Genomic DNA, 26,190 nt, shown 5'->3' with positions numbered 1-26,190 from the left:
GCGGCGGCGCTCGATCTCACAGACACCACACCTCTCAAGGCAGGCACATGGCAGCCCTCACTCCCTAATCAGCGCAAAAACTCGGAATGCCCCTGCGCCATCGCCACCACCACCTTGCGCTTGCCGGTAAACGGCGACCGCGCATGCGCTGCAAGCATGTTATCCAGCATCAGCACATCGTTTGCCTGCCACGGAAAGCTGATGGTGCATTCGTCCAGCACCCCGCGCACTTCATCGAGCAGCGAATCCTCGATGGTCGTACCGTCGCCGTAGTACACGTTACGCGGCAGGTCCTCTTCCTCGACGATGTCCATCAATGACTCGCGCACCTCTGGCTGCAGGTTCGACACATGGAACAGGTGCGCCTGGTTGAACCACACGTCCTCCCCGGTCACCGGGTGGCGCGCCACCACCTGGCAGCGCTGGCGGGTGCGCAATTCGCCATCATCCTTCCAGATGCACTCGATGGCATGCGCCCGGCAATAGGCCTCGACCTTGCGCGGGTCTTCAGTGTTGAACACCTGCGACCACTCCACATCAAGGCCGTTGCCGTAGTTGCGCACGTACATCAGCCCCTTCTCCACCAGCCGCTCACGAATGCGCACCGGCATGCGCCGGTACACCTCGCGGCTGTCGGCAATCGGCGTCTCGCCACCGGTCTCGGCGGGGATCACGCTGTAGAACCAGATTTTCATCGGCCATTCCAGGGTATAGGCCTGCTCGTTGTGCAGGGGGATGCTCTGGTGCGCCGGGTACTCGGTGGAGGTGTACACGCCCTTGGTCACGTTGCTGCGCGGGGTGGAGCCAAACTCGTAGTTGAGCAGCGGGTGACCGAAAGAAGCAGCGAACTGGCGGAAAGCTTCGGCACCACCCACCTCGAAGCCGCGAAACAGAATACCGCCAGCCTGCAGCAGGTGCCGGTCCACCAGCGGCTGCAACTCGGCAAAGGCTTCCAGCAGGTCGAGACCCGGCTCCGGCGCGCGCACCAGCAGTGGCAGGTTGCCGCGTGCAGCATCCAGGGGTTCGATCGCAAAGCTCAGCAGTTCACTCATGTCCGGTCACCTCAGGCCAGGGCCGCATAGGCGGCGAAATCGGGATGTGCGCCATGTCGGCGCCTGACTGAATGAACGAGCGGGCGCCAGGGAAATTCAGCTGGGCCGCACGCACAGGTAAAGCCAGCGCGCGCCGGTTCGTCTGAACGATGTGCACCCGTCTATCGCCCAGGAACCGTACATGACTCGCCAGCTTCTGCTCCTCGCCCTGTTCGCCGTGGCCCCTGCCGCCTGGTCGGCAGAGCCATGCGCCGTGGAAATCCATGGCACCGACCAGATGACCTTCGACAAGGCCGCCATCACCGTGCCCAAGGCCTGCGCCGTGTTCACCGTCACGCTCACCCACCCTGGCGACATGCCGAAGAACGTGATGGGCCACAACTGGGTGCTGAGTACCCAGGCCGACATGCAAGGCGTGCTCGAGGACGGCCAGAAAGCCGGCGAGGCCCTGGACTACGTGAAGCCCAGCGACACCCGGGTGCTCGCCCACACCCGCCTGATCGGCGGCGGTGAAACAGACAGCATCAGCCTCGACGTCCGGTCGCTGAAGGCAGGTACCGCGTACAGCTTCTACTGCTCGTTCCCGTTCCACAGCACCTTGATGAAAGGCTCCCTGACCCTCGGCAGCTGACCCGCCCCCACCTCACCAGCGAGATCATGCTTCATGAAAACCTCCTCCCCCGGGGCCATCCGCGAATTGCTGGGCCTGCTGAAACCCTACCGCCCGGCGGTAATCGTCTCGGTGCTGCTGGGCATGCTCGGCGGCCTGGCCGTGACCGCCCTGCTGGCCACCGTCAACCAGGGCCTGCATGCCGCTGGCGGCATGAGCCAGGGCGTGATCCTGGCCTTCGCCGGCCTGTGCGTGCTGGCCCTGGTCAGCAGCGTGGCGGCCGACAGCGGCACCAACTACGTTGGGCAGAAAGTCATCGCCAGGCTGCGCAAGGACCTCGGCGCCAAGGTGCTGTCGGCGCCGATCGAGCAGATCGAGCGCTACCGCACCCATCGCCTGATCCCGGTGCTGACCCGCGATGTCGACACCATCAGCGACTTTGCCTTCGCCTTCGCCCCGCTGGCCATCTCGCTCACCACTGTGACAGGCTGCATGGCCTACCTGGCCTGGCTGTCGTGGCCGATATTCCTCATCACCCTGGCAGCCATCGGCATCGGCAGTGGCATTCAGTACGTGGCCAGGCAAAAAGGCGTGGCCGGCTTCAACGCCGCCCGCGATGCCGAAGACAACCTGCAGAAGCACTACTCGGCCATCGCCGAGGGCGCCAAGGAGCTGCGCATCGACCGCCGCCGCCGCCACGCCATGCTGACCCGCAACATCCAGGGCACCGCCGACTTCATCGCCAACACCCATATCCGCGCCATCAACATCTTCGTCGCGGCCAAGAGCCTGGGGTCGATGCTGTTCTTCGTGGTCATCGGCCTGACCCTGGCCCTGCAATCGCTATGGCCGAGCAACGACCCGGCGGTGATGAGCGGCTTCGTGCTGGTGCTGCTGTACATGAAAGGCCCGCTGGAAACCTTGATCGGCAACCTGCCTATCCTTGGCCGCGCCCAGGTGGCGTTCCGCCGCATTGCCGACCTGTCCGAGCGCTTCTCCTCGCCCGAGCCGCACCTGCTGCTGGAGCCGCCGGTCAAGCGCGCCGCCCCGGCCAGCGCGCATCTGGAGCTGTACAACGTCGAGTACGCCTACCCGCCGGTGGACGGCAGCGAGCCGTTCCGCGTGGGGCCGGTGAACCTGAGCATCGAACCGGGCGAGATCCTGTTCATCGTCGGTGAGAACGGCTGCGGCAAGACTTCGCTGATCAAGCTGCTGCTGGGCCTGTACACCCCGCAACGCGGCGAAGTGCGCCTGAACGGCAAGGCCGTCGGCCCGGAGGGGCTGGATGACTATCGCCAGCTGTTCACCACGGTGTTCGCCGACTACTACCTGTTCGACGACCTGCCCGAGCATGAACACAGCCTGCCCAGCGATGCCACGCGCTACCTCGAGCGGCTGGAGATCGCCCACAAAGTGAGCGTGCGCGATGGTGCCTTTACCACCACCGACCTGTCGACCGGCCAGCGCAAGCGCCTGGCACTGGTCAATGCCTGGCTGGACGGGCGACCGGTGCTGGTGTTCGACGAATGGGCGGCGGACCAGGACCCGACCTTCCGCCGGGTGTTCTACACCGAGCTGCTGCCGGACCTGAAGCGTTTGGGCAAGACCATCATCGTGATTTCGCATGATGACCGGTATTTCGATACGGCGGACAAGGTGGTGCACCTTAGCCGGGGCAAAGTGGTGGAGGCGTTGGAGCCGGCTTGAGGCAGCAAAGGGGGGCTGCGCGCCCCTCATCAACCACAATCTATAATCGCTCTATAGTCTGTCTATAATTCCCTATAAACACCGCCACTGTCAGATCTATAATGCCTCTATAATCAATCTATAATCGACTATAAATTGAAACGGAGGGGCCGAGATGCCTGAAACTGTCTATCACCGCCCGGCGCTTGCGTCCCGCCTGTCGAAATTGATCCTGCAAGTCGCCGTGGGCAGCGCAGCAAGCTCTGGTGTGTTTCTCGCTGCGCCACGACGTACCGGGAAATCCACCTTTGCCCGCGAAGACCTGCGCCCGACCCTCGAAACAGCCGGGGCCATTGTGCTGTATGCCGATCTGTGGAAAGACCTGACCAAAGATCCCGGGCAAGTCATCGTAGAAGCGGTGCGTGAGGCGGTCGGGCGTAACGAAGGCTTCATCACGCGGCTGGCAAAGTCATCTGGCATGGAGAAGGTCACTGTCGGCGGCCTGAATTTCAGCGTGGACAAGATCGGGCTGGGGCAAGATGTCGACCTGACCACCGCCCTGGTGGCGCTCTCCGATGAATCCCGCAAGATCATCGTACTGATCATCGACGAAGCACAGCATGCAATCACGACCGAGCAAGGAATAGCGGCGCTGTTCGCCCTCAAGGCAGCCAGAGACGAACTCAACAGTTCGAAGCACCATGGCTTGCGCATCGTCTGCACCGGTTCAAACCGGGACAAGCTGGCCATGCTGCGCAACAGCAAGGACCAGGCGTTCTTCGGCGCCTCCATGGTGCAGTTCCCGACCCTGGACCAAGACTTCATCGACTGGCTGTGCGCCAATATCGACCTGCCATGCGCACTCGATTCAACGGAGGTGTTTCAGCTCTTCAAGGAAAGCGGCTATCGCCCGGAGCTATTGGGTGCGGCCGCGGATGAAATCCGCTTCGACTTCGGCATTGAACCCGAGGCCATTCCGGCACGGTTCAGAGAGCTTGTCCAGGCACAAGCCAATGACTTGAACGCAAACCTGAAAAAGGTGATCCACAGCCTCACGCCTATCCAGGCTGCGGTTCTACGTGTCATGTGCGCAAAGGGGAACGACTACGCGCCGTTCGAGGCCCCGACCCTGGCACTGTACGCCAAAGCGATGGAACAGGCTGGCGTGGATGCGAGCGAAGTGAAGGCCGAGGTACCGGGGGTGCAGCAAGCGCTTATCGCCTTGCAGGACAAGAATCTGGTGTGGAAAGCATCGCGGGGGGTGTACGCGGTAGATGAACAGGTGATAGTCGATATCGTGCGAGCGGACGGTTTGCTGGAAGGTCTTGCCTGAGTGGTTTTCTGAGAGGACGCCGGGGGCGCTTTGCGCCCCTATCGCGACACAAGGCCGCTCCTACAGGAGTACGCAATCACCTGTAGGAGCGGCCTTGTGTCGCGATGGGCTGCAAGGCAGCCCCAACAGGCAGAAATCAGAACAGCCAGTGATACAACAGGTACACCACCACCGCCGCCAGCACCGGCCGCAGCACGCGGTAGGCCTTGGGGTTGGCGCGCTTGAACTGCTTGACCTGGCTACTGATCCGGTTGCTGAAGCGCTTGCTCCAGGCGTAGGCCTGATTGATCCCGCCAACGCGCTCGTCATCAGTGTTCTGCGGCGCGGTGGCACGGCCAAGGAAGGCGCTGACCTTGCGGTTGATGCGAGTCATCAGCGGGCTGCTCAGCGGGCGTTCGATGTCGCAGAACAGGATAACCCGGGTAACGTCGGTCTCGTTCTTTACCCAGTGCACGTAGGTTTCATCGAACATCACGTCCTCGCCGTCACGCCAGGCATATTCCTCGCCATCGACGTAGATGCGGCAAGCATCGGAGTTGGGGGTGGACAGGCCCAGGTGGTAGCGCAGGGAGCCGGCGAACGGGTCGCGGTGCGGGTTCAGGTGGCTGCCGCCGGGCAGCAGGGCGAACATCGCACCCTTGACGTTTGGGATGCTGCTGACCAGCTCGACGGTGCGCGGGCACAGGGTTTCGGCAGAAGGCAACGGTTTGTCGTACCACTTCAGGTAAAAGCGCTTCCAGCCTTTCTTGAAGAACGAACCGAAGCCGGCGTCGTTATCCTTCTCCGCGGCGCGGATGTAACCCTCGTCGAACAGGCGCATGGCCTCTTCGCGGATTTCCTGCCAGTTGTCCTTCAGCACGTCCAGCTCGGGGAAGCGCTGACGGTCCAGGTAGGGTTTGGACGGTACGCCGGAAAACAGGTACATCAGGCTGTTATAAGGGGCGAACAGCGCCGAATGGTTGACGAACTGGCGCAACACCGGCAAGCGAGCCTTGCCGCGCAGGTGCACGAACAGCACGCTGCCAAAAAACACCAGCAAGACACCTGCCTTGGCTGCAAAGGAAAAGGTCATGCTTTCACTCCTTGAGGAAGAAACAGGGCCATTCGCCCTGCTCTCCGATAAATCATCCTGCCATCATAAACTGATGCCGCCGGGGTAAAAACAGCCTGGGCGGCAACTCAATCATGAAGATTTTGCAATAAACCAAGCCGCCGAACGTTGCGCCGGATCAGCGGCAAGGCCATTACTGCTGGTTTTCCTGCTCGCTGAACATGTCGCTGAACAGCATGCTCGACAGGTAGCGCTCGCCGGAGTCCGGCAGAATCACGACGATGGTCTTACCCTGCATTTCCGGCTTTTCGGCCAGGCGCACGGCCGCTGCCATCGCCGCACCACAGGAAATGCCACAGAGGATGCCCTCTTCCTGCATCAGGCGGATGGCCATGGCCTTGGACTCTTCGTCGGTCACCGTTTCCACCTGGTCGACGATCGACAGGTCGAGGTTCTTCGGCACGAAGCCGGCGCCGATGCCCTGGATCTTGTGCGGGCTGGGCTTGAGCTCTTCGCCGGCCAGGGTCTGGCTGATAAGCGGCGAGGCCACTGGCTCCACTGCCACCGACAGGATCGCCTTGCCCTGCGTATGCTTGATGTAGCGCGAAACACCGGTGATGGTGCCGCCGGTGCCGACCCCTGCCACCAGCACGTCGACCGCGCCGTCGGTGTCGTTCCATATTTCCGGGCCGGTGGTTTTTTCGTGGATCGCCGGGTTGGCCGGGTTTTCGAACTGGCCCGGCAGGAAGTACTGGGCCGGGTCGGAGGCGACGATTTCGTTGGCCTTCTCGATGGCGCCCTTCATGCCCTTGGCCGGGTCGGTCAGCACCAGCTCGGCGCCCAGAGCCTTCAGCACCTTGCGGCGCTCCAGGCTCATGGACGAGGGCATGGTCAGCATCAGTTTGTAGCCACGGGCTGCGGCGACGAAGGCCAGGCCGATGCCGGTGTTGCCCGAGGTCGGTTCGACGATGGTCATGCCCGGCTTGAGCTTGCCGCTGCTTTCGGCGTCCCAGACCATGTTCGCGCCGATGCGGCATTTGACCGAATAGCCCGGGTTACGCCCTTCGATCTTGGCCAGGATGGTCACGCCGCGCGGGGCAATGCGGTTGATCTGCACCAGCGGCGTGTTACCGATGGAATGGGCGTTGTCTGCAAAGATACGGCTCATGGCAGGGGTCCTTGGCATGAAAAAAAGCAGGGAAAGACCTCAAGGGTAAGCCCGCACCGGTGGCCCGTAAAGCCTGTTCGAACTCACGCGGACTCGTTGCGGTCAACCGCATATCCTGCGTTGGAGACACTTCGATGAGAGCCCGTTATCGCTGGCCGTTGATCGGCCTGGCCAGCCTGATCGTGCTGTTGCTGGCGCTGCACCTGGCCCTGCCCTATCTGGTGCGCGACTACCTCAATGACAAACTGGCCGACATGGGCGACTACCGTGGCCAGGTGGCCGATGTGGACCTGGCCTGGTGGCGCGGTGCATACCAGATCAACGGGCTGAAGATCGTCAAGACCACCGGCAAGGTGCCGGTACCGTTTCTCGATGCACCGCTGATCGACCTGTCGGTGAGCTGGCACGCCCTTTGGTACGACCGCGCAGTGGTTGCCGAAGTCATATTCGACCGGCCGGAACTCAACTTCGTCGATGGCGGCAACAAACAGAACTCGCAGACCGGTCAGGGCACCGACTGGCGCCAGCAACTGGAAAAACTGCTGCCGATCACCCTGAACGAGGTTCGCATCGACAACGGCGTGCTGACTTTCCGCAACTTCAACTCCAAACCACCAGTCAACCTCAAGGCCACTCAGCTCGATGCCAGTATTCGCAACCTCACCAACATTCGTGACGAAAAGGGCCGACGTGATGCCAGCTTCGATGGCACGGCGCTGATCGTAGGCGACGCCAAGGTGGAAAGTCGCGCTACCTTCGACCCGTTCAGCGATTTCGACGACTTCGAGTTCCGCCTGCGCGCCACGGGTATCGAGCTGCGCAAGCTCAATGACTTCGCCAGCGCCTACGGCAAGTTCGATTTCAATGCCGGGCACGGCGATGTGGTGATAGAGGCCGAGGCGACCAACGGGCGATTGAACGGGTACATCAAGCCACTGTTGCGGGATGTGGATGTGTTCGACTGGCAGCAGGATGTGCAGGAGAAGGACAAAGGCTTCTTCCGCTCGGTCTGGGAAGCGCTGGTAGGTGCAACCGAGACAGTATTGAAGAACCAGCCGAAGAACCAGTTCGCGACCCGGGTAGAGCTCAGCGGCAGCGTGCACAAACAGGATATCAGCGCCTTCGAGGCGTTTCTGCAGATACTGCGCAACGGGTTCATCGAGGCGTTCAATGCGCGGTATGAGCGTGATGCGCCGGATTCCGACTAGGATCGAGTGACGGGGCATTCAGGGACTGAATACCTGGTCTGCGTTTCCAGTCGGCGAACCCCGCGTTATAGTCGGTGACAAATCCAAAATATGTGCTGCCTGTGCTGGCCTCTTCGCGGGTAAACCCGCTCCCACAGGTATTCCACAAACCTCAGAAAAGGTGGGGTAACTGTGGGAGCGGGTTTTACCCGCGAAAGGGCCGGTGCAGGCTTCCAGCAGAGGACAGACCCATGAAGTTCGAAGGCACCCGCGACTACGTCGCCACAGACGACCTGAAACTGGCGGTAAACGCGGCCATCACCCTCGAACGCCCCTTGCTGGTCAAGGGCGAACCCGGCACCGGCAAGACCATGCTCGCCGAGCAGCTGGCGGCCTCGTTCGATGCGCGCCTGATCACCTGGCACATCAAGTCCACCACCAAGGCCCACCAGGGCCTCTACGAGTACGACGCGGTCAGCCGCCTGCGGGACTCGCAGCTGGGCGTGGACAAGGTCCACGATGTGCGCAATTACCTGAAAAAAGGCAAGTTGTGGGAGGCCTTCGAGGCAGAGGAGCGGGTCATCCTGCTGATCGACGAAATCGACAAGGCTGACATCGAGTTCCCCAACGACCTGTTGCAAGAGCTCGACAAGATGGAGTTCTACGTCTACGAAATCGACGAGACCATCAAGGCCAAACAGCGCCCGATCATCATCATCACCTCCAACAACGAAAAGGAGCTGCCGGACGCCTTCCTGCGCCGCTGCTTCTTCCACTACATCGCTTTCCCCGACCGCACCACCCTGCAGCAGATTGTCGATGTGCACTATCCGAACATCAGCCAGTCGCTGGTCAGCGAGGCGCTGGACGTGTTCTTCGACGTGCGCAAGGTACCAGGCCTGAAGAAAAAGCCGTCCACCTCCGAACTGGTCGATTGGCTCAAGCTGCTGATGGCCGACAACATCGGTGAAGCGGTGCTGCGCGAACGCGACCCGACCAAGGCCATTCCACCGCTGGCCGGCGCGCTGGTGAAGAACGAGCAGGACGTACAACTGCTCGAGCGCCTGGCCTTCATGAGCCGGCGCGGCAACCGCTGACAGGAGCCGGGCCATGCTGCTCAACCTGTTCAATGAAATGCGCGCGGCCAAGGTGCCGGTGTCGGTACGTGAACTGCTCGACCTGCACCAGGCCCTGCAAAAGCGCGTGGTGTTCGCCGACATGGACGAGTTCTACTACCTTGCCCGCGCCATCCTGGTGAAGGACGAGCGCCACTTCGACAAGTTCGACCGTGCCTTCGCCGCCTACTTCAAAGGCCTGGAGAACCTGGACCGGCACATCGAGGCGTTGATCCCCGAAGACTGGCTGCGCAAGGAATTCGAGCGTTCGCTGACCGACGAGGAACGCGCGCAGATCCAGTCGCTGGGTGGCCTGGACAAGCTGATCGAGGAGTTCAAGAAGCGCCTCGAAGAGCAGAAGGAGCGTCACGCTGGCGGCAACAAGTGGATCGGCACCGGCGGCACCAGCCCGTTCGGCTCGGGCGGCTTCAATCCCGAGGGCATCCGCGTGGGCGAGGCCGGCAAGCGCCAAGGCAAGGCGGTGAAAGTGTGGGACCAGCGCGAATACAAGAACCTGGACGACCAGGTGGAGCTGGGCACACGCAACATCAAGCTGGCCTTGCGCCGTCTGCGCAAGTTTGCCCGTGAAGGCGCCGCCGAAGAGCTGGACATCGACGGCACCATCGACCACACCGCGCGGGATGCCGGGCTGCTGAACATCCAGATGCGCCCCGAGCGGCGCAACACGGTGAAGCTACTGTTGCTGTTCGACATCGGTGGCTCGATGGACGCCCACGTCAAGGTCTGCGAAGAACTGTTCTCGGCGTGCAAGACCGAGTTCAAGCACCTGGAGTACTACTACTTCCACAACTTCGTGTACGAGTCGGTGTGGAAGAACAACCTGCGCCGCACCTCGGAGCGCTATTCCACCTTCGACCTGCTGCACAAGTACGGCGATGACTACAAGGTTGTGTTCGTTGGCGATGCGGCCATGGCGCCCTACGAGATTACCCAGCCGGGTGGCAGCGTGGAGCACTGGAACGAAGAAGCCGGTTATGTGTGGATGCAGCGTTTCATGGAAAAATTCAGGAAGATCATCTGGATCAACCCGTACCCGAAGCAGGCCTGGGACTACACCGCATCGACCCATCTGGTGCGGGACTTGATCGAAGACAAGATGTACCCGCTGACCTTGCAGGGGTTGGAGGAAGGGATGCGTTATCTGTCCAAGTGAGGTTGGCAACGGGCTACCATGACGCACGCGATATTGGAGCCCGTACTTGCCTGTAGCCGCTTATGCACTCTTCCCTGTGATAAATCCGGGGGGGACGGCATATCAAAACGCTGAAGTACCTACTGCTGACGCCAGGACTTAATATCTTCAAGAGCCGGGGAAAGTAATTCCCTGGCAACTGAATGTAGCCGCACATGTGCACGGTCCCTTTCAAATTTAATCAAATTCCTAATACCCAAAAGCTGCCGATGTATCCGCTTCGCTTCCGCAGGAGACGGGCTCTGTAAAAACGCACTGATTCTCGCATTAACTTTCAGTCGGCGTTCACGCACACCCATAAACATTTCCCTGGTGGAAGCAAACAGACCTTTAGGTATTGGAGCAAGCGGATCATAGCTTAAAGCCAGGACATGATTCAGAGCATTTGCCGCCTCAGCCCCCTTAATATGCGGCAGGTACTTCGGAGATTCTTCAATAAGGTTAACCAATGCCTCTGGACTGGACTGATTAAGTTTACGCCTTGTTTCCGCCCATGTACGCTTGAGTGGTTTTGCAGTACCCGTGCGCATTCGCGTCTTACCACTCGGATCATTATGATTGATGGGGTCCCCGCCACAATAGGCATAGCCATTCAGCCCGCCATTACCAAAAGGACTACCGGGGCTATCATATGAAAGAAAACCAGGCCTTACAACGCTAAAAAGCCGCTCCCCATTACCTAGGAAGTAGCCATTCACCAACGAGTCCAACCGCTCTCCATTATACCGGAGTAGCGATTCGAGCGCCGTCTCGCGCGCAGAATAACCATAAGGCGCATACATAAGGCTCACAGTAGCTTTCGAGTAAAATCTGCCAATTATCGAACCAGCCGAGTCTTGATAAATCAAAACCTGCTGAGTAGCAGCTTCCACTTTAGAAAGCTCTGCAAACACACGCTGATCTACGCGAAAGCAAACTTGACAAGCCTTATCCCTAAGCACTTGCCTTAATAGAGACTTCAAATAGAAGTACTTGGCTCCAGGCATGCACATAGCCCCTCAAGAAATGACCATACCCAGAATTATTAGCACCTGAAGCAGAAAGTTAATACTGGCAAAATTATCAGTTCCCCCTGCAGCGCCCTCAAATGCCGCCACAAGGGTGGATGCGGCGAGGCATGGAAAATTCCAGGAAGGTCATGTAGATGAACCCGTACCGCGGACCGTGCAGGGGTTGGAGGAAGGGATGCGTTACCTGTCCAAGTGATTTTGCCGGTACCGGCCTCTTCGCGGGCTCGCCCGCTCCCACAGGTCCCCCACAGGCCTCAAGGCTTGCGCGATACCTGTGGGAGCGGGCGAGCCCGCGAAAGGGCCAGCGACCTTACAACCGGCGGTCCAGGTAAGCCTGCTGCTCCCGCCACGCCTCATCCTGCACCACCGCCCGGAACCGCACCACCGCCCCCGGCATGCACTGCGCCAGTTGCGCCAGCGCCAGCGGCGTCAATGCCCCCAGCCGCGGATAGCCGCCAATGGTCTGCCGGTCATTGAGCAATACGATCGGCTGCCCATCCGGCGGCACCTGCACCGCCCCCAGCGGAATCCCCTCGGAAATCATCGGCGCGCCCTGGTAGACCAGTTGCGGCCCCAGCAGGCGGATGCCCATGCGGTCGGCACGGCTGTCCAGCGTCCACTCGCGGTTGAACGCCTCGAACAGGCTGGTACCGCTGAAATCACCGATCTGTGCGCCGATCACCAGGTCAAGCACTGGCTTTTGTGGGTACTGTGGCCGCAGCGCTTCGGGTACCTCACGAAGCGTCGGCGAAGTGCCTGAGAATGCCAGAACGTGGCCTTTGCCAAGCGCAGAACCCTGACCATCGATACCGCCAAGTTCTTCCCGCACAACGGTGGCACAACTGCCCAGCACATCCTCGCCGAGGAACCCGCCAGGCGCCGCCAGATACGCTCGCACGCCCTGCTTCGGCTGCTTCAGGGTCAACCGCTGGCCCTTGACCAACGCAAAGCTGCGCCAGGGCGCCAGCGGCTGATCATCTACCCGCGCATACAGGTCGGCACCGGCCAGGGCCAGCACACAATCCTGCTCGGCGACCACACAGAAACCACCTAGCGCCACCTCGACCACCGGCGCCGCCAACGGGTTGCCCAGCAGCCAGTTGGCCCAGTGCATCGCCACCCAGTCCAGCGCCCCGCCCTGGGTCACGCCCAAATGGCGTACGCCAAAACGCCCGGCATCCTGCAATTGGCACAGCGGAGTACTGGCCTCGATCTTCAACTGCTTCATGCTTGTGCCTCCACATCACCGCCCAACGCCACGAACTCGCTGCGCGAAACCGGCACGAAGCGCACCCGGTCACCGGGTTGCAACAGGCTGTAGCCCTCGCGTTCACGGTCGAACAGGCGCACAGGGGTACGCCCGATCAGGTTCCAGCCACCCGGCGATACCGCTGGATAGGCCGCCGTCTGGCGCTCGGCAATGCCGACGCTGCCGGCCGCCACGCGCTTGCGCGGGGTGCTAAGGCGCGGGCTGGCCAGGCGTTCGTCCACCAGGCCCATGAAGCCGAAACCGGGGGCGAAACCCAGGGCGAACACCGGGTACTCGCGCTCGCTGTGCAAGCGGACCACCTCTGCTTCACTCAAGCCACTGCGGGCCGCCAACACCGGCAGCTCCGGGCCGACGCTGGCGTCGTACCACACCGGGATCTCATGGCGGCGGCCACCGCTGCCCGTGTCTGGCTGCAAGCCTTCCAGCGCTCGGATGATCAGCGCCCTCGCCTCCCCCGGCGGCAGGTCGAACTGCACCATCAGCGTGGTGTAGGACGGCACCAGGTCCAGCAAGTGCTTGCCGAACGTCGCGTGCAAGCGCTGGCTGGCGGCAAGCATCCACGGCATGTTGCCCTCATCGATGGAGTCGAACAGGCGCACCATCAGGCTGTCGATGGCCACGACTTCAATACGGGTTTTCATCGCGACTCCAGGGCATCGAGAGCCTGGCGAATCTGCCGCACAGCCGCCACCGAACTGTCGTTGTCACCGTGTACGCACAGGGTACTGGCCGCAAGCCTCAGTGCACTGCCATCGTCCGCGACGAGCGTATCGCCGCGGGCCAGGCGCACGGCCTGCTCCACCACCAGTGCCGGGTCGTGGTGCACCGCGCCGGGCAGGCGACGCGACACCAGATGGCCGCTGGCGGTGTAGGCGCGATCGGCGAATGCTTCGAACCACAGCGGCACGCCAATCTCATCACCCAGGGCCTGGGCGGCGCGGTTGTCGGCGGTGGCCATCAGCATCAGCGGCAGGTCGCCACCATAGGCCGCCACAGCCTCCAGTACGGTACGCAGCTTGAGCGGGTCGGCCATCATGTCGTTGTACAGCGCACCATGGGGCTTCACGTAGGCCACGCGGCCGCCCAACACTTTGCAGATACCGTCCAGCGCACCGATCTGGTAATGCAGCAGGTCGCGGATTTCCTCCGGGCTGCAGGCCATGGAACGGCGGCCGAAGCCGACCAGGTCCGGGTAGGCCGGGTGCGCGCCGATGGTCACGCCGTGCTCCAGCGCCAGGGCCACGGTGCGGCGCATGATGGTGGGGTCGCCGGCGTGGTAGCCGCAGGCGATGTTGGCGCAATCGATGTAGGGCATGACTTCGGCATCCAGGCCCATGCGCCAGCTGCCGAAACTCTCGCCCATGTCGCAATTGAGTAGCAGGCGTTCCACTGCACGGCCTCCGTTGTCGTTGTTCATATGCCTACCTTAACGCGCCTGCAGCTGTTTGCCGCGGGTTTCCGGCAGGCTCAGCGCCGCCACGATCACCACCCCGTAGGACACGGCGGAGAACACGCCGATACCCAGGCCCAGCGGTACCTTCTGGCCAAGCACGCCGATCAGCAGCGGGAACAGTGCCGCAATGACCTTGCCGATGTTGTAGCAGAAGCCCTGCCCCGAACCACGGATACGCGTGGGGAACAGTTCGGTGAGAAACGCGCCCATGCCGCTGAAGATACCCGAGGCGAAGAAGCCCAGCGGGAAGCCCAGCCACAGCATCACGCCATCACTGACCTGCATTTGCGTGTACAGCAGCACGATGACGAACGAGCCCACGGCGAACAGGATGAAGTTCTTCTTGCGCCCCAGCAGGTCGGACAGGTACGCACTGACCACATAGCCGACGTAGGAGCCGACGATCACCATGGCCAGATAGCCACCGGTACCCAGCACGCTCAGGCCGCGCTCGTTCTTGAGGAAGGTCGGCAGCCACGAGGTAATGGCGTAGTAGCCGCCCAGTGCGCCGGTGGTCAGCAGGGAAGCCCGCACGGTGGTCCAGAGCATCCCCGGGGCAAAGATTTCGTAGAACTGCGCAGGTGCCTCGGCGTTTTCCACCGCCTTGGCCTCGCGATATACCTCTGGGTCCTTGACCAGGCGGCGGACGAAGATCACGAAGATCGCCGGTACCAGGCCCAGCAGGAACAGCGCGCGCCAGGCCTGCTCTGCCGGCAGCCAGGAGAACAGCAGCGCGTAGAGGATGGCGGTGAGGCCCCAGCCAAGCGCCCAACCGGACTGCACCATGCCCACCGCCTTGCCACGGTCCTGGGCGCGGATCACCTCGCCGATCAGCACCGCGCCGGCGGTCCACTCACCGCCAAAGCCGAAGCCCATCAGGGTACGGGCGATCAGCAGTTGTTCGTAGTTCTGGGCGAAGCCGCAGAGGAAGGTGAAGAAGGCAAACCACAGCACCGTCAGTTGCAGGGTGCGCACGCGGCCAATGCGGTCGGAGAGAATGCCGGCCACCCAGCCACCCACGGCCGAGGCGATCAAGGTGCTGGTGTGGATCAACCCGGCTTCGGTGGTGGTGATGCCCCACAGCATGATCAGCGTCGGAATGACGAAGCTGAGCATCTGCGTGTCCATGCCGTCCAGGCCATAGCCGATCTTGCAGCTCCAGAAGGTGCGGCGCTGCTGTGAGTCGATGTCGCGATACCAGGCGAAGGGCCCGGACGAAGATGGGGAACTGACCTGCTGCTGCACGCCGGTGGGGTTCATGCTTGCCTCGGCTTGTTGGTATTGTTTTATGGGCGACAATGAGTCGCGGCCTGGCTGCCATTGTTCAGAGGCCGCGCCACCTGCGTCCAACGAGAAAAACCGCCGGTCTGGAACAAGAAAAACTGATCATGAACCTTCGCTTCCTCGAAACCTTCGTCTGGGTCGCCCGGCTCAAGAGCTTCCGCCTGACCGCGGAAAAGCTGTTCACCACCCAGGCCTCGGTGTCCAGCCGCATTGCCGCGCTGGAGGCCGACCTGGGCGTGAAGCTGCTGCTGCGCGACTCACGTGGCGTCAGCCTGACCCCGGAAGGCGGCAAGGTGCTGGAATATGCCGAGCGCATGCTGGAAACCGCCAAGGCCATGAAGCAGTCGCTGGACAGCGACCGGGCCAAGGTCGGGCGCATCCGTATCGGGGTGATGGACACGGTGATCCACACCTGGATGAGCGCACTGGTGGCGGAGCTGACCGAGCGTTACCCGCAGGTGGAGATCGAACTGGTGGCCGACACTGCGCTGAACCTTCGCGAGCAATTGCAGAAGGGCTTTCTCGACGTGATCCTGCAGACCGACCTGCTGCGCGAGCAATCGATCCGCAGCCTGGACCTGGCGCGCTACCCGATGGGTTGGGTGGTGGCCGCCGGCTCGCACCAGCACCGCGACTACGCCTCACTGGCCGAGCTTGGGCGTGAGCGGATCATCACCTTCTCGAAGAACTCGCGGCCGCACCAGGAAGTGCTGAGCCTGCTGCTGAGTGCCGGGGCCGAAACGCCGCGGCTGAACTGCGTGAACTCGGTGGCGGCGATTACCCGGCTGTTGCGTGACGGTTTTGGCATTGGTGCGTTGCCGCCGGCGCTGGTGGATGCCGAGTTGAGCCGGGGTGAGCTGGTATTGCTGCAGGGGCTGCAACCGCCGCCGAGCCTGGAGCTGGTGGTGGCCTGGCAGACCGGGGTGGCATTGGTGGATGAAGTGGTCGGGGTTTGCCGGCAGGTGCTGGAGCGGTATGCGCGGGATGTGGGTGGGCAGCGGATTGTGTTGGTCTGACAGATTTGCAGTGCTTGTGCTGGCCTCTTCGCGGGTAAACCCGCTCCCACAGAGTCACCACAGGTCTTGAGGGCTGCGCAGTACCTGTGGGAGCGGGTTCACCCGCGAAAGGGCCGGCACAGGCGCAGCAAAAATCAGCGCCAGCTCTCTTTCACCGCCCCACGCCGCCCGCCCAGGATCACCCAGCCAATTGCCAGCAACAGGCTCTCGATCACGAATGCCAGCACAAACCCTGCACCAAGGCCCCAGCCAACCGCCTCGGGCACCAGCAGGATCTGGTAGCTGTAGCCATTGAGGGTTTCTTCGCGCAACTGCGGGTCGGCCTGTACCAGCACGTGCCAGGTACGCTGCACCCATGACGCTTGCAGCGCCTGCCATTCGTTTTCCAGCAGTTCGTTGCGGATCATCAGGCTTTCAATGCTGTTGGCATCACTGTTGAACACTGGGTCGTCGCTGCTGCGGTAATGCCGCAGCAGCGCCTGCAGGTCGCCATTGAAGAAACGTTCGGCGGTCTGCCGGAAGCCGTCGAGCGCCTCGCGGGATTCGAACAGGTGCGCCTCGACCCGCTGGCTGTAGTCCTTCACCAGCCCCGGGACCTGGATACCGGCCAGCAGGCCGAAGGTGAACAACAGCAACCGCAGGTAACTTCTGAACATGCCGCGTCCTTAGCTCTGGCCGTGCGCCACGCACTCGCCGTGCCGCCACAGGGCCCACTGACCCGGCTCGTAACGCTGCCAGGTCTCGTTCTCGGTCAAGGCCTCGGTGGCGATCACCGTGACCACGTCGTTAGGGGTGGTTTCGGTGTGAAAATCGACGATCAGGTCGACGTCCTTCAACCGCGCCGCACCAAAAGGTGCCCGGCGGGTAATGTGCACCAGCTTGGTCGAACAGAAGCAGAACAGCCAGTCGCCGTCGCTGAGCATGCAGTTGAACACGCCCTGGCCGCGGTAGCCGGCACAGGCTTCGACCAGCACCGGCAGCAGCTGTTCCACCGGAACGGGCTCGGGGAAGGCGCTGCGGATGCGGTTGAGCAGGTCGCAGAAGGCCGCCTCGCTGTCGGTGTCGCCCACCGGCCGGTAGAAACTGGCCTGGCCCTTGAAGTCGCCCAGCTGGCCGTTGTGCGCGAAGCACCAGTTGCGGCCCCACATCTCTCGCACGAACGGGTGGGTGTTGGACAGGCATACCTTGCCGACGTTGGCCTGGCGGATATGGCCAATGACCACTTCGCTCTTGATCGGGTAACGCTGCACCAGGTTGGCCACTTCCGACTCGCTGCTGGCAGCCGGGTCCTGGAAAAGGCGCAGGCCACGGCCTTCGTAGAAGCCGATGCCCCAGCCGTCACGGTGCGGGCCGGTACGACCGCCGCGCTGCATCAGGCCGGTGAAGCTGAAGACGATATCGGTGGGGACGTTGGCACTCATGCCCAGCAGTTCGCACATAGGCGTGTCTCCGCTTACAGACGGGGCTCGACCCGGCCGCTGCCGCGGGAGACGGCTGGGGCGACAGGGGGTGGCGCATCGCGGTAACGGTCGCGGCGCTCTGCGGCCAGCGGGGCCTGGGCGCCAAGCTGGTCATCTTCGGCAGCCTGGCGCTGGGCAGCGGCCTCGACCTGCGCGCGGCGCTCGCGGGCGCGTTTCTCCAACGGAAAGCGCAGCAGCACGAAGAGGAAATACAGGGAAAACGCGCCCATGCCGTACATGGCGAAGTCGGAAACCGCGCGCCAGGCGTTGTTGCCGACCTTGAAGGCGACGTCGAGGGCGGTGATGGCAATCGCCGGGGCGAAGCTGTCCTTGACCGGGTCGACGATGGTCGGGGTCAGCAGCAGCACCGCCAGCACCACCCGCAGCGGTTCGCGCAGCCAGCGCCACATCCAGCCGGTGAGCTTGAAGCCCACCATCAGGCAGCCCAGGGCGGCAACGGCGTAAAGGCCCCAGGCGAGGGTGTAGTCGTTCTCGGTCATGGTGTTCGTGCAAGCCAGGCAAAGAGATGCCTATGATAAACACTTTTCCGGGCGCAGACAGTGTTTGCCTGTACCGGCCTCTTCGCGGGCTTGCCCGCTCCCACAGGGACCGCACAGCTTTCAAGAACTGTGGTGAACCTGTGGGACCCGGCAAGCCCGCGAAGAGGCCGGCACAGGCAACCCCAATCAAGAGATCCTCAATGCCAACCAAGCCCCAACCCCCGATTGCCCACCAGGCCCAGGCCACCGACCCGTACGCCTGGCTGCAACAGCGTGACACCCCTGAGGTGCTTGCCTACCTGCAGGCCGAAAACGCCTACCAGGAAGCCTGCCTGGCCGACCAGGCGCCGCTGCGCGAACAACTGTTCGAAGAGATCAAGGGCCGCATCCTGGAAACCGACCTGTCGCTGCCGGCGCCCTGGGGCCCCTACCTGTACTACACCCGTACCACCGCGGGCGACGAGTACCCGCGCCACTATCGCTGCCCGCGCCCGGCCGACGACTCCAACACGGTCGATGAAAGCCAGGAGCAACTGCTGCTCGACCCCAACGCCCTGGCCAATGGCGGTTTCCTGTCCCTCGGCGCGTTCAACGTCAGCCCTGACCACCGCCTGCTGGCCTACAGCCTGGACACCAGCGGCGACGAAATCTTCACCCTGTACGTGAAGGACTTGGCCAGTGGCAGCGTCACTACCCTGCCCTTCGACGACTGCGACGGCAGCCTGACCTGGGCCAACGATAGCCAGACGCTGTTCTTCGCCGAACTGGACGACACCCACCGCCCGTGGCGCCTGCGTCGCCACACCCTGGGCAACGACGGCGCGCAGACCGTGTTCGAGGAGCCCGATGGGCGCTTCTTCCTGCACTGCTACCGCACCAGTTCCGAACGCCAGCTAGTGCTGCTGCTCAACAGCAAGACCACCAGCGAAGCCTGGGTGCTGGACGCGGAAACCCCGCAGGCACCGTTCACCTGCCTGGCGCCACGGGTCGAAGGCCACGAGTACTTCCCCGACCACGGCCAGCTCGACGGCCAGTGGCGCTGGTTCATCCGCACCAACCAGGACGGCATCAACTTCGCCCTGTACCACGCCCCGGTCGCACCAGTGCCCAGCCGTGAGCAATGGCAGGTGCTGGTAGCGCACCGCGACGCGATCATGCTCGAAGGCCTCAGCCTGAATGCCGGCGCGCTGACCCTGAGCCTGCGCGAAGGCGGCCTGCCGATCATCGAGGTACGCCCGCAGGGCCTGGCCCCCTACCGCGTCGAACTGCCCGACGCGGCCTACAGCCTGTACGTGCAGGACAGCCTGGAATTCGCCAGCCCACGCCTGCGCCTGCGCTATGAAGCCCTCAACCGCCCGGCCCAGGTACGCCAGCTGGAGCTGGCCAGCGGTGCCCAGGCGGTGCTCAAGCAAACCCCGGTGCTGGGGCCGTTCGATGCCGACGACTATGTCAGCGAGCGCCTGTGGGCTACCGCAGCGGACGGCACCCGGGTGCCGATCAGTCTGGTGCGCCGCCGCCAGGACCTGGGCCAGACCGTGCCGCTGTACCTGTATGGCTACGGCGCCTATGGCGAAAGCCTCGACCCGTGGTTCTCGCACGCGCGCCTGAGCCTGCTGGAGCGCGGCGTGGCCTTTGCCATCGCTCATGTGCGTGGTGGTGGCGAACTGGGCGAAGCCTGGTACCGCGCCGGCAAGCAGGAGCACAAGCACAACACCTTCAGCGACTTCATCGCCTGTGCCGAGCACCTGATCGCCGAGGGTGTCACGGCTGCCGACCGCCTGGCCATCAGTGGTGGCAGCGCCGGTGGCCTGCTGATGGGCGCGGTGCTCAACCTGCGCCCCGAGCTGTTCCGCTGTGCGATTGCCGAAGTGCCGTTCGTCGACGTGCTCAACACCATGCTCGACCCCGAGCTGCCGCTGACCGTGACCGAGTACGACGAATGGGGTAACCCTGAGGAGCCGGAGGTGTATGAGCGGATCAAGGCCTATGCACCGTACGAGAACGTGAAGGAACAGGCCTACCCGGCGATGCTGGTGGTGGCGGGCTACAACGACAGCCGCGTGCAGTACTGGGAAGCGGCCAAGTGGGTGGCGCGGCTGCGCACGCGAAAGACCGACGATAACCTGCTGCTGCTCAAGACCGAGATGGGGGCTGGGCATGGCGGGATGAGCGGGCGGTATCAGGGGCTCAAGGATGTGGCCTTGGAATATGCGTTCGTGTTTGGTGAGCTAGGTATCGTTTGAGAAAGCTGGGGGCGCTTTGCGCCCCTTTCGCGACACAAGGCCGCTCCTACAGGGATTGCGCATGTCCTGAATCCTGCGCGATCCCTGTAGGAGCGGGTTTGCCCGCGAACACGGGCGAAGCCCGTGCCATCCACCGCGGCGCCTGCTTCGCGGGTAAACCCGCTCCCACAGAAAATCGGGGCAGCCGGCTGAATTCAATCATCCTGCACCGGCTGCTTCGGCGGGTCCTGGCGCAACCCCGGCAATGGCTGGTCTTTCGGTGGCCCGGGCACCGGCATCGGCGGTAACAGTGGCGCCCCCGGCTGGCTGTCATAGGCCTTGGGCGGCGTACTCGGGGTAATCTGCGGATATGGCGTAGGCGTAGGCGTACCCGGTGCACCGGGCACCGGCGTGCTCAACCGGGGTGGCGTGCTGGCAGCTTCGGCCATGGGCAGGCCGGCCAACAACAGCACAACGAGGATCGCGCGAAACATCAGCAACCTCCTGTCGGGAACCTTCCTACAGGCTACGCCTAAATCAAAGCTTTCGCCTGTCCGCCTGCCACGCAAGCGCGCTAGACTCAGCGCATAACCGTCATTTGCCTGATCAGAACAAAGGAAACACCATGAGCTCCACCTCTTCCGCCGCCGCCACCGCGCGCCTGGACCGCATCCTGGCCGATGCCAAGCGCGACAAGGAAATGGGCTACCGCGACAAGGCCCTGAAAATGTACCCGCACGTCTGCGGCCGCTGCGCCCGCGAGTTCTCCGGCAAGCGCCTGAGCGAGCTGACCGTGCACCACCGCGACCACAACCACGACAACAACCCGCAGGACGGCTCCAACTGGGAGCTGCTGTGCCTGTACTGCCACGACAACGAGCACTCGCGCTATACCGACCAGCAGTACTTCAGCGAAGGCTCCACCAGCACCCCGAGCATCGCCAAGGCCACCCACAACCCGTTCGCCGGGCTGGCGGGCATGCTGAAGAAAGACTGACCATCGATTCACCGCCCCGCTGCTACCGGGCAGCCCGTATAATCGCGCTTTTTTTTCGTGAAGGGCCCCGGTACGTGGCAAACAAACGATACAGCTGCATCGGCCTGTTCAACCCCAAGTCGGCAGAAAACGTCGGCTCGGTGATGCGCGCCGCGGGTTGCTATGGCGTCAATTCGGTGTTCTACACCGGCAAACGCTACGAGCGTGCGCGTGACTTCGTCACCGACACCAAGCGCGTGCACTACGACATCCCACTGATCGGCATCGATGACCTGCAGCGCATCATCCCGCTGGGCTGCACGCCGGTGGCCGTGGAGTTGGTGGAAGGCGCGCGGCCATTGCCGGAATACACCCACCCGGATCGGGCCATCTACATCTTCGGGCCGGAAGACGGCAGCCTCAGTGCCGATGTGCGGGCATGGTGCGAAGAGACCATCTACATTCCGACCGAGGGCTGCATGAACCTCGCAGCGACGGTGAATGTGGTGCTGTATGACCGCATGGCCAAGGGGCTGAATACCCGTTCGGGGCCCAGGTTCAAATAGCCGACTGAACGATGGCGGCGGCCGACAGGTCACCTGCATACACTTCAGACGAAGACCTTGCCATGCTTGATATCCATTCGGCAGCGACATCGCAAGACAAGAACGTTCACGGCCTGGAGCGCGCCAGTTCGCTGGCTGGCGGCGCGTTGATGGTCAGCAAGGGGCTGCGCCACGGCGGCCTGGTCGGGTTGTTGCAGATCGCAGTTGGCGGCTTGGCACTGGCTCGGGGCTTCAGCGGGCATTGTGCGACCAAGGCCTGGTGGCAGCGGCACCGGCAGGAGTATCACCGCTTGCGTTCGGACATCGAGCGCAGTGCTGCGGAACTGGAGGCGTTGAAGGCCAGTGCCGAGGCGGCGACGCGCGGGGTGACGGTAACCGGGAAGGATCCGTTGGCCAGTTGATTTTGCACCGCCTGTGCCGGCCCTTTCGCGGGTAAACCCGCTCCCACAGGATCACCAAGGCTTCGGCCTCTTCGCCGTACCTGTGGGAGCGGGTTTACCCGCGAAGAGGCTGGCACAGGTACAGAAATGGCTAGCGCAACGCCTTGCTCTGCAACACCTCTGAGCGCCGCCCCAGCACGTTCTCGCTGATCTGCACGAAGTCTTCGGTGCTGACGCTGGGCAGGCGCATCAACCCGCGTGCGACATCGTCCAGCGAGCGTTTGGCCTGGGTGTGGATGCGGATTTCCTTGTCCAGCGCTTGCAACAGCATCACTCCGCGCGCCACCTGCGCCGGGGTGGCATGCTCGCCCTTGAGCCGGGTGACCTTGGCGCCCTGCTTGCTCAGGCGCGCCTGCCAAGCCTCGTAACGGTCGTCACTCACCCCGCCCGAGCGGCGCAGCAACTCGCTGGCATAGTAGTCGTTCAGGCTTTCCACCAGCCAGTCACTGCCATCGCGCCCATGGATCTGCGCAAACAGTTGCACCACTTCGCGCAGCAACGGGCTGCTGCCATTCTCGCTGACCACCGGCCGGGCACTGTGCAGGTACAACGAGCCCTGCGCGGCGGTCGCCCCACGCCACATGCCGTCGCGAGCGCCGACCAACAGCAGCTTCGGCGGGTTGCGCGGGAAAACCGCCTGCAATTGCGGCCAGACAAAGGTCAGCATGGTCAGGTTGTCCATGCGCCGCATACCCTGCCCCACCGGTGCGGCCACGGTGACCTCGGTTTCGCCCAGGCGGGCGCGGCGGCTGCCCAGGTCGCCGGCGAGCATCCAGCCTGTGGGGCGGTCGAACAGGCGCGAAACGTTGTCGATGCGGAACTTGTCCTTGCCGATGCGCGGCCAGGAGGTCTCAATGCTCTTCCAGCCCTCCGGCAGGTCGAACGCCAGCCGCGCCACCAGTTCGGTGCCATCCTGCTGGTCGAGGCGCGCAGGCGGCACCAGCTGGTCGCCCAGGAACAGCGCCCAATGCGGGGTGATGCGCGATGAATAGGCGCCGCTGCCGCGTTTCTGGTCCAGCTGCACGCGGTAGCTGAGGCTGGTCTTGCCGGCCGCCGGTTGCCACACGCCGCGCTGGCCCTGCAGTTGCCATTGGCCATCAGCCTGGAAGCCGCTGTAGGCCCCAGCCTTGCCCAGATCGAAATCCAGACTGCGCACGGCACTGCCTTCGGCCAAGGTTAGGCGGACCTCCGCCTGGCCGCTGGCTGGCAACAGGCGCACCTGATAGTCGAGGTCGACCTTTTTCGCCCAGGCCGGCGAACTGGCCATCAGGCCAAACAGCAACAACAGCTGGCAACGCATACAGAAACTCCTTGCTTCCCCGTGGCAGCGGGCCGCGCCGGTCAGCTGGCGCGGAAGATCAGGTGGTCTTCCCAGTCGTCTTCGTGCACATCGTGTTCACTGAGCATGCGCCCCGACTGGGAAATGCGCTGTTCATGGACCTGCTGGCGATCGCCGCAGACCAGGTGGTGCCAGGCCGGCAGGTCCTTGCCCTCACTGACCAGGCGGTAGCCGCAGGTACTCGGCAGCCACTTGAACTGGTCGGCCTTGCCCGGGGTGAGCTGTATGCAGTCAGGTACCTGGGCGAAGCGGTTGGGGTAATCGCTGCACTGGCAGGTGTGCAGATCCAGCAGTTTGCAGGCGATGCGCGTGTAATAGACGCTGTTGTCGTCCTCGTCCTCGAGCTTTTGCAGGCAGCACAGGCCGCAACCGTCACACAGCGACTCCCACTCTTGCGGGCTGAGTTGTTCGAGGGTCTTGCGCCGCCAGAACGGCGCGTTTTCAGCGATCATGACACGGGTTTCCTGCATTCATCTTGGGGCCACGGCGCGCAGCGGCGCCAGTCTAGAGCCTGGCCTTCGGCAAAGCCAGACCGCTTGTCAGTCGCGACGCGACGCAGTAGCGTGCGCGTTTACCGCCCTTTTGCAGGAGCCGCCATGAGCGCCACCCCCCGCATTGCCGATTACGCCATCAACGAGCAGTTCATCAACCGCTGGTCGCCACGTGCCTTCACCGCCGAGCCGATCAGCGAAGAAACCCTGCTGAGCTTCCTCGAAGCTGCACGCTGGGCGCCCTCGGCGAACAACTCGCAACCTTGGCGCTTCCTCTATGCCCGCCGTGACACGCCGAACTGGGAGCGCTACCTGAACCTGCTGGTGCCGGCCAACCGCAGCTGGGCGCAACAGGCATCGGCGCTGGTGCTGGTGATTTCCAAGACCACCTACGCCGCCCCGGGCGCCACGGAAGAAAAGCCGGCGCTGTGGCACACCTTCGACACCGGCTCCGCCTGGGGGCATCTGGCCCTGCAAGCCAGCATCAGCGGCTGGCATACCCATGGCATGGCCGGTTTCGACCAGGAACTGGCGCGTCAGGAGTTGAAGGTTCCTGAAGGCTACGTGCTGCATGCCATGGTGGCGATCGGCAAGCTGGGCGACAAGGCCAGCCTGAACGAAGCCCTGCAGGCGCGTGAAGTCCCGAGCCCGCGCAAGCCACTGAGCGAGCTGGCTGCCGAGGGTGATTTCAGCCTGTAAGCCCTGCATTGGCTGTACCGGCCTTTTCGCAGCGCAAGGCTGCTCCTACAGCACAGTGAAAAACCTGTAGGAGCAGCCTTGTGCTGCGAAGAGGCCAGCACAGGCATTACAAAATCAATAGCCCCGGGCGAAGTCCACTTCACCTCGCAACCCCTGCCCCGCCGTGAACGCCCGCACATTCTCGACAAACAACCGCACCATCGCCGCCGGCGAGGTGGGTGCCGAGCTGTGCCCGGTCAGCAGCAAGCCCCACGCCGTCCAGAACGGGTGTTGCCTGGGCAACGGCTCCTGCCGGCAGACATCGATCACCGCCCCTGCCAGGTGCCCTTCCTTCAGTGCCTCGACCAGGTCAGCGTCGACCACCGCCGCGCCGCGCCCTGCATTGATGAACAGCGCCGTGGGCTGGAAGCACTTGAACAGTGCCGCATCGTACAGGTTGTGGGTTGCCGGGGTATCCGGCAGCAGGTTGAGTACGTAATCGACCTGACCCACCAGGCGCGGCAGGTCGGCCAACGCCGCTACCTCGACGAACGGCGCCTGCTCGCGGGCGCTGCTGGCAACGCCATACAGCACCACGCCAAACGCCTGCAGGAACTCGGCCACCCGCTGGCCAATGTCGCCAGTGCCGACGATCAGCACCTTGCGCCCTTCCAGGGTACGCCCCGGGCGGTCGTCCCAACGCCGCTCGACCTGGCTGACCAGCCGCGACAGCACCTCGCGCTCATGGCCGAGCATGTAGGTGAGCATGTACTCGGCCATCACCTGGCCAAAGATGCCCACGGCGCGGGTCAGGCGATAGTCGCGCGGCAGGCCCTCGGCCAGCAGCGGGGTGATACCGGCCCAGGTGGACTGCATCCAGCCCGGCTTGTGGCCCTGGCGCAGCAGGCTTGCCAGCAGGTCCGGCTGGCCCAGCCACACCGGGCACTGTGGCGCCTGGCGTGCCAGTTCGGCGGAGTCGCCGCTGGTCAGGATCTCCAGCTCTGGCGCGGCTGCGCGCAAGATCTCGGCGTATCGAGCATGATCATGCTCAGCAATCAGTACTCGCATGA

27 protein-coding genes are annotated in these 26,190 nt (G+C 63.2%); 12 read left to right on the top strand and 15 right to left on the bottom strand.

Annotation, left to right across the window (positions count from 1 at the left end; translation table 11 throughout):
- Positions 1-68: 68 nt before the first annotated feature.
- Positions 69-1,052 carry a TauD/TfdA family dioxygenase gene (locus RR51_RS15330; RefSeq protein ID WP_039614003.1) on the bottom strand — a complete coding sequence of 328 codons (984 nt, stop codon included), beginning with the start codon at positions 1,050-1,052 and terminating at the stop codon, positions 69-71.
- Between the two features lie 181 nt (positions 1,053-1,233).
- Between RR51_RS15330 and azu the strand changes: the two genes are divergently transcribed.
- From azu to RR51_RS15315, 3 genes are all read left to right on the top strand, one after another.
- Positions 1,234-1,683: an azurin gene (gene azu / locus RR51_RS15325; RefSeq protein ID WP_039614002.1), complete on the top strand. Its 450-nt coding sequence runs from the start codon at positions 1,234-1,236 to the stop codon at positions 1,681-1,683.
- 33 nt (positions 1,684-1,716) lie between these two features.
- The gene (locus tag RR51_RS15320; RefSeq protein ID WP_039614001.1) at positions 1,717-3,369 is read left to right on the top strand and encodes a cyclic peptide export ABC transporter; all 1,653 of its coding nucleotides are present in this window, start codon (positions 1,717-1,719) and stop codon (positions 3,367-3,369) included.
- Positions 3,370-3,523: 154 nt separating this feature from the next.
- Positions 3,524-4,681, top strand: a complete 1,158-nt coding sequence (locus RR51_RS15315; protein WP_039614000.1) for an ATPase — start codon at positions 3,524-3,526, stop codon at positions 4,679-4,681.
- Positions 4,682-4,817: 136 nt separating this feature from the next.
- Here the strand turns inward: RR51_RS15315 and RR51_RS15310 are convergent, their stop codons facing one another.
- A complete protein-coding gene (locus RR51_RS15310; protein WP_013973745.1) occupies positions 4,818-5,753 on the bottom strand; it encodes an aspartyl/asparaginyl beta-hydroxylase domain-containing protein in 936 nt (311 codons plus the stop codon).
- A 172-nt stretch (positions 5,754-5,925) separates the two neighbouring features.
- Positions 5,926-6,900 (bottom strand): cysteine synthase A, encoded by a 975-nt coding sequence (gene cysK / locus RR51_RS15305; RefSeq protein ID WP_039613999.1) that lies wholly within the window; start codon positions 6,898-6,900, stop codon positions 5,926-5,928.
- Between the two features lie 134 nt (positions 6,901-7,034).
- Between cysK and RR51_RS15300 the strand changes: the two genes are divergently transcribed.
- The 3 genes from RR51_RS15300 (at position 7,035) to RR51_RS15290 (ending at position 10,376) form a co-directional block, all read left to right on the top strand.
- Complete coding sequence (locus tag RR51_RS15300) at positions 7,035-8,108, top strand: DUF748 domain-containing protein (RefSeq protein ID WP_013973747.1); 1,074 nt, start codon at positions 7,035-7,037, stop codon at positions 8,106-8,108.
- Between the two features lie 230 nt (positions 8,109-8,338).
- Positions 8,339-9,184 carry an AAA family ATPase gene (locus tag RR51_RS15295; protein ID WP_039613998.1) on the top strand — a complete coding sequence of 282 codons (846 nt, stop codon included), beginning with the start codon at positions 8,339-8,341 and terminating at the stop codon, positions 9,182-9,184.
- 13 nt (positions 9,185-9,197) lie between these two features.
- On the top strand, positions 9,198-10,376 hold the full coding sequence (locus RR51_RS15290; protein ID WP_013973749.1) for a vWA domain-containing protein: 1,179 nt from the start codon (positions 9,198-9,200) through the stop codon (positions 10,374-10,376).
- Positions 10,377-10,495: 119 nt separating this feature from the next.
- Here RR51_RS15290 and RR51_RS29320 read toward each other — a convergent pair whose 3' ends face one another.
- From RR51_RS29320 to RR51_RS15270, 5 genes are all read right to left on the bottom strand, one after another.
- A complete protein-coding gene (locus RR51_RS29320; protein ID WP_161795743.1) occupies positions 10,496-11,401 on the bottom strand; it encodes an RHS repeat-associated core domain-containing protein in 906 nt (301 codons plus the stop codon).
- A 334-nt stretch (positions 11,402-11,735) separates the two neighbouring features.
- Positions 11,736-12,653, bottom strand: a complete 918-nt coding sequence (locus RR51_RS15285; RefSeq protein WP_039613997.1) for a biotin-dependent carboxyltransferase family protein — start codon at positions 12,651-12,653, stop codon at positions 11,736-11,738.
- Positions 12,650-13,336, bottom strand: a complete 687-nt coding sequence (gene pxpB / locus RR51_RS15280) for a 5-oxoprolinase subunit PxpB (protein WP_039613996.1) — start codon at positions 13,334-13,336, stop codon at positions 12,650-12,652. Before pxpB ends, RR51_RS15285 begins: the two co-directional genes overlap by 4 nt.
- Complete coding sequence (locus RR51_RS15275) at positions 13,333-14,112, bottom strand: 5-oxoprolinase subunit PxpA (protein ID WP_039613995.1); 780 nt, start codon at positions 14,110-14,112, stop codon at positions 13,333-13,335. Before RR51_RS15275 ends, pxpB begins: the two co-directional genes overlap by 4 nt.
- Before the next feature lie 9 nt (positions 14,113-14,121).
- Positions 14,122-15,408, bottom strand: coding sequence for an MFS transporter (locus tag RR51_RS15270; protein WP_013973753.1), 1,287 nt, complete (start codon positions 15,406-15,408; stop codon positions 14,122-14,124).
- A gap of 128 nt (positions 15,409-15,536) precedes the next feature.
- Between RR51_RS15270 and RR51_RS15265 the strand changes: the two genes are divergently transcribed.
- Complete coding sequence (locus RR51_RS15265; protein ID WP_015271343.1) at positions 15,537-16,448, top strand: LysR family transcriptional regulator; 912 nt, start codon at positions 15,537-15,539, stop codon at positions 16,446-16,448.
- Positions 16,449-16,582: 134 nt separating this feature from the next.
- Here the strand turns inward: RR51_RS15265 and RR51_RS15260 are convergent, their stop codons facing one another.
- The 3 genes from RR51_RS15260 to RR51_RS15250 are packed head-to-tail and all read right to left on the bottom strand — an operon-like array spanning position 16,583 to position 18,408.
- The gene (locus RR51_RS15260) at positions 16,583-17,104 is read right to left on the bottom strand and encodes a DUF2937 family protein (protein WP_039613994.1); all 522 of its coding nucleotides are present in this window, start codon (positions 17,102-17,104) and stop codon (positions 16,583-16,585) included.
- Between the two features lie 9 nt (positions 17,105-17,113).
- On the bottom strand, positions 17,114-17,887 hold the full coding sequence (locus tag RR51_RS15255; protein ID WP_013973756.1) for a class II glutamine amidotransferase: 774 nt from the start codon (positions 17,885-17,887) through the stop codon (positions 17,114-17,116).
- A 14-nt stretch (positions 17,888-17,901) separates the two neighbouring features.
- Positions 17,902-18,408, bottom strand: coding sequence for a hypothetical protein (locus RR51_RS15250; protein ID WP_013973757.1), 507 nt, complete (start codon positions 18,406-18,408; stop codon positions 17,902-17,904).
- Positions 18,409-18,608: 200 nt separating this feature from the next.
- On the opposite strand from RR51_RS15250, the gene RR51_RS15245 reads away from it, so the two are divergent.
- On the top strand, positions 18,609-20,651 hold the full coding sequence (locus tag RR51_RS15245; protein WP_039613993.1) for a S9 family peptidase: 2,043 nt from the start codon (positions 18,609-18,611) through the stop codon (positions 20,649-20,651).
- A 194-nt stretch (positions 20,652-20,845) separates the two neighbouring features.
- On the opposite strand, the gene RR51_RS15240 is transcribed toward RR51_RS15245, so the two are convergent.
- Positions 20,846-21,124 carry a hypothetical protein gene (locus tag RR51_RS15240; RefSeq protein ID WP_013973759.1) on the bottom strand — a complete coding sequence of 93 codons (279 nt, stop codon included), beginning with the start codon at positions 21,122-21,124 and terminating at the stop codon, positions 20,846-20,848.
- A 131-nt stretch (positions 21,125-21,255) separates the two neighbouring features.
- Here RR51_RS15240 and RR51_RS15235 point away from each other — a divergent pair, with 131 nt between their 5' ends.
- The 3 genes from RR51_RS15235 (at position 21,256) to RR51_RS15225 (ending at position 22,573) form a co-directional block, all read left to right on the top strand.
- Positions 21,256-21,627, top strand: a complete 372-nt coding sequence (locus tag RR51_RS15235; RefSeq protein WP_003259546.1) for a YajD family HNH nuclease — start codon at positions 21,256-21,258, stop codon at positions 21,625-21,627.
- 74 nt (positions 21,628-21,701) lie between these two features.
- Positions 21,702-22,172 (top strand): RNA methyltransferase, encoded by a 471-nt coding sequence (locus RR51_RS15230; protein ID WP_015271348.1) that lies wholly within the window; start codon positions 21,702-21,704, stop codon positions 22,170-22,172.
- Between the two features lie 62 nt (positions 22,173-22,234).
- Positions 22,235-22,573 (top strand): YgaP family membrane protein, encoded by a 339-nt coding sequence (locus RR51_RS15225; protein ID WP_013973761.1) that lies wholly within the window; start codon positions 22,235-22,237, stop codon positions 22,571-22,573.
- A 130-nt stretch (positions 22,574-22,703) separates the two neighbouring features.
- On the opposite strand, the gene RR51_RS15220 is transcribed toward RR51_RS15225, so the two are convergent.
- A complete protein-coding gene (locus tag RR51_RS15220) occupies positions 22,704-23,912 on the bottom strand; it encodes a hypothetical protein (RefSeq protein ID WP_039613992.1) in 1,209 nt (402 codons plus the stop codon).
- Positions 23,913-23,953: 41 nt separating this feature from the next.
- Positions 23,954-24,403 carry a YcgN family cysteine cluster protein gene (locus RR51_RS15215; RefSeq protein WP_025340222.1) on the bottom strand — a complete coding sequence of 150 codons (450 nt, stop codon included), beginning with the start codon at positions 24,401-24,403 and terminating at the stop codon, positions 23,954-23,956.
- Positions 24,404-24,547: 144 nt separating this feature from the next.
- Between RR51_RS15215 and RR51_RS15210 the strand changes: the two genes are divergently transcribed.
- Positions 24,548-25,141: a nitroreductase family protein gene (locus RR51_RS15210; protein WP_039613991.1), complete on the top strand. Its 594-nt coding sequence runs from the start codon at positions 24,548-24,550 to the stop codon at positions 25,139-25,141.
- 114 nt (positions 25,142-25,255) lie between these two features.
- Here the strand turns inward: RR51_RS15210 and RR51_RS15205 are convergent, their stop codons facing one another.
- Positions 25,256-26,188 carry a D-2-hydroxyacid dehydrogenase gene (locus tag RR51_RS15205; RefSeq protein ID WP_039613990.1) on the bottom strand — a complete coding sequence of 311 codons (933 nt, stop codon included), beginning with the start codon at positions 26,186-26,188 and terminating at the stop codon, positions 25,256-25,258.
- Between the last annotated feature and the right edge of the window lie 2 nt (positions 26,189-26,190).

Source organism: Pseudomonas sp. C5pp (assembly GCF_000814065.1).
GTDB lineage: Bacteria > Pseudomonadota > Gammaproteobacteria > Pseudomonadales > Pseudomonadaceae > Aquipseudomonas > Aquipseudomonas asiatica.
The sequence above is the reverse complement of the archived record's forward strand: the minus strand, read 5'-3'. Positions and strand labels throughout refer to the sequence as shown.